Genomic DNA, 7,085 nt, shown 5'->3' with positions numbered 1-7,085 from the left:
TGTCTTCAATATCTTAAGCTATATATGGATGGGGATTTATCAATGTTAATCCACTGCCTTACTTTACTTTAAAAGCTTAAAGGGGCTATGATTATGACTCTCTTTTGGACTTCCTTTTGGATTATAGAATGCCGTAGTTTTAGTATCAGATCTATAATGCTGTCTTTCTAATGTTGATACCTCAATAGTGATAAAATCAAACTCCGCTACTACTTTACCAGTTATCTTATAAACTGCTTTACCTTGTATAGGGTATTTCTTTAATGAAGGAGGAAAGTGAACAGTATCTATCCAATCACCGTTATAATCTAAGAAGGTTCCAAAGCACATACGATTACCATTTGAGGTACCTGTATTCTTTGCCGTTACCAGATATCCATAAATCTCTACACTATTATTCAAATAGTGAGGTAAGTCTTTTGCTAAAAGCGAGATATGCGATTTATTATTTAGTGAAATAGAATGCCATAACTAGTCTACTATTAATCTATAGTCAAATCTAGAAGGATTTACAACAATGGTTATTATGTCTAATAAGGAGGTAAGAAGCTGTACTCCTATTCTAAAGTTTGACTATCAAGGTTGTACTAGTGTTGAAAGGATGCTCTATTAGGATTTTATAAAATCCTGATATTCCATGTAGAAGAGTTCTAGTTTGGACATGTTTTCAAACATGAAATCAAAAACCTGTGGCCAGTGATTCTTATTATGAATGTTAACACCTTCTAATTTAATATATGCTCTTGAGATAAGCTTGCCACTTTCTAGAATATAGTCTGAATTAAAAATCATATTTTGAGATACTTCGTCCAGAAGTAGGTTTTTAAGACTCAATATTTTATCGAAGTAATAAGTTCTATCTATTTCATCACGAGATTCTGAATCTATAGAGACTATAGCTTTGTCATTATCAAAATCAAACTTGAGATTTAAATCTTTGACTCCAGTATTATACAACAACCACTTCTTAGGATATCTCTTCCCGAAGAAAATCCAAAATTGTTTTCGTATTTCTTTAGACTCTTCTCTTGTGAACATTATAAAAAGTATGCTATTATTATACCCAGTAATATTACGGCTAATTTTGAGGCATTAAATTGATGATCTTTTGAAGATTCAAATAGAATAGTAGTAGATACGTGCAATAGTACGCCTACTACAAATGCATTTACATAGGTGCTATATTGTTGTAGAAATATCAATTGAGACTTCATAAACGCTCCTATGGGTGTCATTAATCCAAAAAGAACTAGAAATATACCCGATTTTAGATAACTCATTTTAGAGTTAAATAAAAACGCCGATATAATGATGGCAATTGGAATCTTGTGGATGACCACTCCATAAAGTAAATCCTGATTATCAGCAATGGGAAAACCTTCAATTACAGAGTGTAAACATAAACTTATGAATAGTAAGAAAGGGAAGCTCCCTTGATCTTGATGATGCATGTGTCCGTGTTCAGCTCCCTTAGAACCAAATTCTAAAAGTATTTGAACGAGTAATCCAGCCATAATGTAAATACCTATATTATTTGTGCTTTCACTATAAACTTCGGGTAGAAATTCAAAAATGATAACCGATAATAGAAAAGCGCCGCTAAATGAAAGCAAAAGCTTAATACTATTATTTACTACAGGCTTAAAAATAAGCGCAATAGTGAATCCAATAGTAACTGCGATAATGGGTAAGATAATTGCTAACAAATGGTTAGGTATTTTGCGGTGTTAAGGCGATAAAATTAACGTATTTTTGCGGTATATGAGCGAGACAAGTCAAAACTTTAAGATGGTAGCCAAAACGTTTTTTGGCTTTGAAAATATATTAGCAGAAGAGCTACGTATTTTAGGTGCTGGTAATGTGCAAATAGGCGTACGTAATGTTTCTTTTGAAGGTGATAAAGGCTTTATGTATAAGGCAAATCTTTGCTGCCGTACGGCTATCAAGATTTTAAAACCTATTGCTGAGTTTAGGGTGATGAATGAAGACGACTTGTATCGTCGCATGCAGCGAATTAATTGGCGTAAATATATGGACGTGAATACTACGTTTGCAATAAATGCAACCGTAAGCGGTTCTACATTTACCCATTCTCAGTATATCTCATTTAAGACCAAGGATGCGATTGTAGATAAATTCCGTCGTGAAGAGAACGTAAGGCCTAATGTGGATACAAAGCATCCAGACCTTCGTCTCAATGTACATATACAAGATAATTGGTGTACGCTATCTTTAGATAGTAGTGGAGCTTCTCTTCACCATAGAGGTTATCGTACTGCTACAAATATTGCTCCTATTAATGAAGCACTTGCTGCTGGGCTAATAATGATGAGTGGATGGTACGGACAGTCAGATTTCCTTGATCCTATGTGTGGTTCTGGTACCATGTGTATAGAGGCGGCAATGATAGCTTGTAATGTTCCTGCAAATCTTAATAGAAAAGAATTTGCTTTCGAAAAATGGGGTGATTGGGACGTAGATCTTTTTGAACTTATAGAAGCCTCTGCTTTAAAAAGAGTTAAAGATTTTAGGTACACCATCACTGGATATGATAAAGCTCCATCTGCTGTAGAGAAAGCAAGAGAGAATGTTAAGAATGCTCAGCTATCTGATTTCGTTACTATAAGAGAAGAGAATTTTTTTAAGACAGAAAAGGAAGGGAATGACTTCTTACAGATGGTATTTAACCCACCATATGGGGAACGTTTACCTATTGAGATGGAAGAATTTTATAAAGAAATAGGAGACACTCTTAAATCTGGATATCCTGGATCTCACGCTTGGATGATTACATCAAATATGGAATCATTAAAACATGTAGGACTTAGACCGAGTAGAAAAATTAAATGCTTCAATGGTAGTTTAGAGAGTAGACTTGTCAAGTATGAAATGTACGAGGGAAGCAAAAAAGGTAAATACCTAGAAAGGGAAGAGGAGTAGTCTTTTTTCGCGAAAGCGTAAATAATTACTTTTTGAAAATAGGGATAAGATATGATAGTGTATATCCATATCCTACGCCTATAGGAGTACCTTCTGTAAGTTCTCCGAACCCTGGTATATATAAATTTGAGTAGCCGTCTGGGTCTGTAGTTGTAATAGTTCTTTTCAATTGTGCATTTACCCCTAGGTAAATGTTGCTAAATAGCTCTACCTCTAAGCCAATTTTGAGTTCAAGCCAAGTGGCATTAAGGCCTTTGAATTCTTGACTTACTGACCTCGTGTCATCACCAAATACAGGATTAGTGGTATAGATTGTATAAGTCTCTAGCTCTTGACTAAAACTAGAGAAACCGGCTCTAACGCCTGCATAAATAAGATTGTTCATCCCAAACCAATTTTCATAGGTATTATAATTAAAACCTGCTTTAATATAACTTCCGCTTGTGGTATTCTCAAGATTAGGGAGGTCAGAGTTCCAGGTTTCGTTACCTATTTCTGCAGCAACATAGTAATTCTTCTTAAGTCTAAAGTCTGCAACGAGTTCTAGTCCTTTATAATTATCGTCAAGAAAAGATCTAATAGGTTTAGATATATCCACACCAAGGCGTAAGCCATAGTAGTCTGTAGGTGCAGTGATAGAATCACTAGCAGTATTTTCTATAGGCGTTTTTTGAGCTCTTAGAGAGCTAGTGAAAACGGTGAGAATTATACTAGTGAAAAATAGAAATATGTGCTTCAGTTTGATCATTAACCGTTGAGTTTTCAATATCTATATTTTGTATCCATGCTCCATCTTGTAGCGGATCATTTGTATTTTGTAAATCGTCATATACTACTCTAAAGCCACATGCTTTATTTACAAACTCATCTGTGACGGTATATGTGAAGTTCAATACATCAGTATTGGCTTCTTCTTCATCATCTTCGTCAGTATTTATGCTAAATGAGTACGTTGTGAATTCGTCATTTGTACGTAAAGGAATCTCTATACTCTCTAGGTTTACGAGCGCTAACACTTCGTTTACCTCTTCATTAACAATTGTTGATACCGTTAGATTATTAGGAGCTTTTAATAATGTTGGATTATTAACATCATAAAATTCAATAATAAGTAATGGAGTAGTGGGAGTAGTCTCTGCACAGATATCGTCTCGTTCGCAAGAACTCTGTCCAAAACTGGCACCTATTATTAATATTAAAAGTAGCTTTTTCATATTATCTCTTTTCAAGCAACACTACATTCTCAACATGATGAGTTTGAGGAAACATATCTACAGGTTGAACCTTAGTTACTTTGTAGGTGTCATCTAATAACGCAAGATCACGTGCTTGTGTTGCACTGTTACAACTCACATACACCACTTTTTCTGGTGATATGTTTATAATTTGCTGTACAACGTCTGCGTGCATTCCATCTCTAGGGGGATCTGTGATGATAATATCTGGAACGCCATGGGCATTTATAAATTCTGTATTGAATACCTTCTTCATGTCACCCACAAAAAACTCTGTATTTTCAATGCCATTAAGCTTTGCATTTTCCTTAGCTGCTTCAATTGCATCTGGGACAGCTTCTACACCAATCACTTTTCTAGCTTTCTTCGCTACAAACTGAGCAATAGTACCGGTTCCAGTATATAAGTCATACACTAGCTCATTACCACTAAGTCCAGCAAAGTCACGTGTAATTTTGTACAACTCGTAAGCTTGTTTTGAATTCGTTTGGTAGAATGATTTGGCATTAATTTTAAACTTAAGACCTTCCATTTCTTCAAAAATATGATCTCTTCCAGAGAAGCATATAACCTCTTGGTCATAAATGGTATCGTTCCCTTTACTATTTATTACATACAATAGCGAAGTTATTTCTGGCCAAGTGTCTTTTATATAGTTGAGGAGTAATTCTCTATTCTCAGTTTCTTCCTTAAAGAATTGAACTAAAACCATTAACTCACCATTAGATGATGTGCGTATCATTAATGTACGAAGGAGTCCATCTTGATTACGGGCATTATAAAATGCCATATTATTTGCAGTTGCAAATTCTTTTATACCATTACGTATGGCATTACTAGGATCACGTTGTAAATGACATTTATCAATATCAAGTATTTTATCCCACATTCCAGCGATGTGGAAGCCTAGGGCGTTTCTATCTTCAATGACTTCATCACTTTTTATTTGTTCAAGTGTAAGCCATTTTGAGTCAGAAAAACCAAACTCCATTTTATTGCGGTAAAAGTATTGCTCTGAACTTCCAGCGATTGGAGTAAGTTCAGGGAGTTCTATTTTACCCAAGCGTTTCAGGTTATTTTCTACTTCTTGCTGTTTGTATTCTAGTTGGAATTTATAATCCATGTGTTGCCACTTGCAACCACCACATGCATCAAAATGTTCGCATTTAGGTTGAGTACGCTTTCGCGAAAGCGTTAAAACCTCTGTTGCAGTTCCCTCGTAATAAGCTTTACGTTTCTTTGTAGTTTGTACGTTTACAATATCACCAGGCACTGCGTTATTAATGAAAATCACTTTTCCATCTGGCGCGTGGCCGATAGCTTTGCCTTTTGCACCTGCATCTGTTACACTAATATTTTCAAAAACCTGTCTGTTCTGTTTACGTCTTCCCATAGGCGCAAAAGTAGGACTTATATCAAAACCTTAATTGATTAAAAGTAGTTTTTTATAAAGTACTATCTACGCAGTATGAATAGCACCTACGTAATAAGCATGGGCCAAAAAAAAGGCTACTTTATTTAAAAAGTAGCCTTAAGAGTAAAATTAATTAGTGTTTAGTCAACTTTATTGTCAAATTTATTTAAGATTTTCTTCATATGATGACCTGCAGCTTCACGTCCACCTAGTCCAAAACTTAATACTATGGTGAGTGCTATGGTACCTAATGTAAGGCCAAAAGCAAGATTGATGATTTCATCTGCAATACCCATCGTGTTAAGACCTATTGCAAGAAATATAGCAATAATTGCCATGCGTACAATAGATGCCAAAAATGCATTTTCTTTTACAGCCATATTTTTATATACAATGCTAGCGATCCAATTACCAATCACTAAAATCACGAGGCCAAAAAGAATCTTGCCACCATAAACATTTACTGTAGCTAGGATTTCTGAAAGTTGGCTAAATTTAAGTTTTTCTACGGCTGTAGTGATACCAAATAATACAATAAAGAAATACACAATGTTACCTATGAGGTTTACCACATTTACACTGCCAACCATTTTATCTAATTGGATTTTTTGAAGTGTTTCATTCATATTCATACCATTAAGAATATCCTTTACAAGGCTACTTAAGAAACGTGCACCAATAGTGAAGGCGATAAGTATGATTGCTGCTGTGGCAATTTTTGGAATAGCTTCCATAAAGCTCGATAGCATTTCAGTAGCAGGTATAGAAATAGCATCCATTCCTAAAATATTGAGAGCAACTATAAGTAATGGAATGAAAATAAAAATAAATACTATCTTCTTTAAAATATTTACAACATCAATCTTGGTTGAAATTTTTAATTTTGGAAGAAATTTACGAATAGTATCTCCTGACATTCCAACAAACTCAGCAATAATAGTGGCCAGCATATAACCAATGTAGCCTACAAGACCAGCACCTACAATTTTAGGTATGAAGCCTAGGAAATCATCAAGCATATTTTTAAGAGGATCTAACGCAGATGTAAGTCCTAATCGTCCTAGTACAAGAGTAAATACAAATATCATAACAAGTAGGTATACTAGTTTTGATATGAATTTCGACAGTGTGATATTCTCACTCTTTAGCTTTTCGTCAAGGCCACTCTTTTTAATAATATTTGCGGTGAGTTTTTTGAGTAGTTTTGCTATAAAAATACCAACTATAAGTAGTAGTATTGCAATAAGCGCATTGATTAGATAATCACCGCTCGTTAAGTTTCTTAGTAAATCGTTGAGATAGTTCATTTTGATTAATTATTTTAGTTTTTTCAAAAGTAAACTGTCTGTAAGTGAAGACTACTTTATTTCACTTATCATGTAATTATATCGATTAAGTGTTTTGTTTTTTCGATGTAATACATTAATTTAAGCATATACGTTTTATGGGGTTGATTTCTTACCTCTAGCTTTAAGCACAAATTAGGAATTGTAGAT

8 protein-coding genes are annotated in these 7,085 nt (G+C 34.4%); 1 reads left to right on the top strand and 7 read right to left on the bottom strand.

Going from position 1 to position 7,085, the window contains the following annotated elements; genetic code table 11:
- Positions 1 to 63: 63 nt before the first annotated feature.
- The 3 genes from SJY37_RS15570 to SJY37_RS15560 all read right to left on the bottom strand — a co-directional run bounded on the left by SJY37_RS15570 (position 64) and on the right by SJY37_RS15560 (position 1,706).
- Positions 64 to 402 (bottom strand): hypothetical protein, encoded by a 339-nt coding sequence (locus tag SJY37_RS15570; protein ID WP_379953350.1) that lies wholly within the window; start codon positions 400 to 402, stop codon positions 64 to 66.
- Between the two features lie 207 nt (positions 403 to 609).
- Positions 610 to 1,038, bottom strand: coding sequence for a DUF4268 domain-containing protein (locus SJY37_RS15565; protein WP_379953349.1), 429 nt, complete (start codon positions 1,036 to 1,038; stop codon positions 610 to 612).
- A complete protein-coding gene (locus SJY37_RS15560; protein ID WP_379953348.1) occupies positions 1,038 to 1,706 on the bottom strand; it encodes a ZIP family metal transporter in 669 nt (222 codons plus the stop codon). The genes SJY37_RS15565 and SJY37_RS15560 overlap by 1 nt, the downstream gene beginning before the upstream one ends.
- Before the next feature lie 82 nt (positions 1,707 to 1,788).
- On the opposite strand from SJY37_RS15560, the gene SJY37_RS15555 reads away from it, so the two are divergent.
- Positions 1,789 to 2,940 carry a class I SAM-dependent RNA methyltransferase gene (locus tag SJY37_RS15555; RefSeq protein WP_379953369.1) on the top strand — a complete coding sequence of 384 codons (1,152 nt, stop codon included), beginning with the start codon at positions 1,789 to 1,791 and terminating at the stop codon, positions 2,938 to 2,940.
- Between the two features lie 25 nt (positions 2,941 to 2,965).
- On the opposite strand, the gene SJY37_RS15550 is transcribed toward SJY37_RS15555, so the two are convergent.
- From SJY37_RS15550 to SJY37_RS15535, 4 genes are all read right to left on the bottom strand, one after another.
- On the bottom strand, positions 2,966 to 3,688 hold the full coding sequence (locus tag SJY37_RS15550) for a DUF6048 family protein (protein WP_379953347.1): 723 nt from the start codon (positions 3,686 to 3,688) through the stop codon (positions 2,966 to 2,968).
- Positions 3,651 to 4,154: a DUF6452 family protein gene (locus SJY37_RS15545; protein WP_379953346.1), complete on the bottom strand. Its 504-nt coding sequence runs from the start codon at positions 4,152 to 4,154 to the stop codon at positions 3,651 to 3,653. Before SJY37_RS15545 ends, SJY37_RS15550 begins: the two co-directional genes overlap by 38 nt.
- A 1-nt stretch (position 4,155) precedes the next feature.
- On the bottom strand, positions 4,156 to 5,568 hold the full coding sequence (rlmD, locus tag SJY37_RS15540; RefSeq protein WP_379953345.1) for a 23S rRNA (uracil(1939)-C(5))-methyltransferase RlmD: 1,413 nt from the start codon (positions 5,566 to 5,568) through the stop codon (positions 4,156 to 4,158).
- Between the two features lie 161 nt (positions 5,569 to 5,729).
- Complete coding sequence (locus SJY37_RS15535) at positions 5,730 to 6,896, bottom strand: mechanosensitive ion channel (protein ID WP_379953343.1); 1,167 nt, start codon at positions 6,894 to 6,896, stop codon at positions 5,730 to 5,732.
- Positions 6,897 to 7,085: the final 189 nt, after the last annotated feature.

Origin of the sequence: Dokdonia sp. R78006, from assembly GCF_042466145.1 — a bacterium.
In the GTDB taxonomy this organism is placed as follows: Bacteria; Bacteroidota; Bacteroidia; order Flavobacteriales; family Flavobacteriaceae; genus Dokdonia.
Note: the sequence above shows the minus strand (reverse complement) of the source record. Positions and strands in the feature narration are given on the sequence as shown.

Coding starts and splice junctions, on each gene's coding strand:
- SJY37_RS15545 (WP_379953346.1), bottom strand. CDS start 4,154: ATGAAAAAGCTACTTTTAATATTAATAATAGGTGCCAGTTTTGGACAG.
- rlmD (WP_379953345.1), bottom strand. CDS start 5,568: ATGGGAAGACGTAAACAGAACAGACAGGTTTTTGAAAATATTAGTGTA.
- SJY37_RS15550 (WP_379953347.1), bottom strand. CDS start 3,688: ATGATCAAACTGAAGCACATATTTCTATTTTTCACTAGTATAATTCTC.
- SJY37_RS15535 (WP_379953343.1), bottom strand. CDS start 6,896: ATGAACTATCTCAACGATTTACTAAGAAACTTAACGAGCGGTGATTAT.
- SJY37_RS15565 (WP_379953349.1), bottom strand. CDS start 1,038: ATGTTCACAAGAGAAGAGTCTAAAGAAATACGAAAACAATTTTGGATT.
- SJY37_RS15555 (WP_379953369.1), top strand. CDS start 1,789: ATGGTAGCCAAAACGTTTTTTGGCTTTGAAAATATATTAGCAGAAGAG.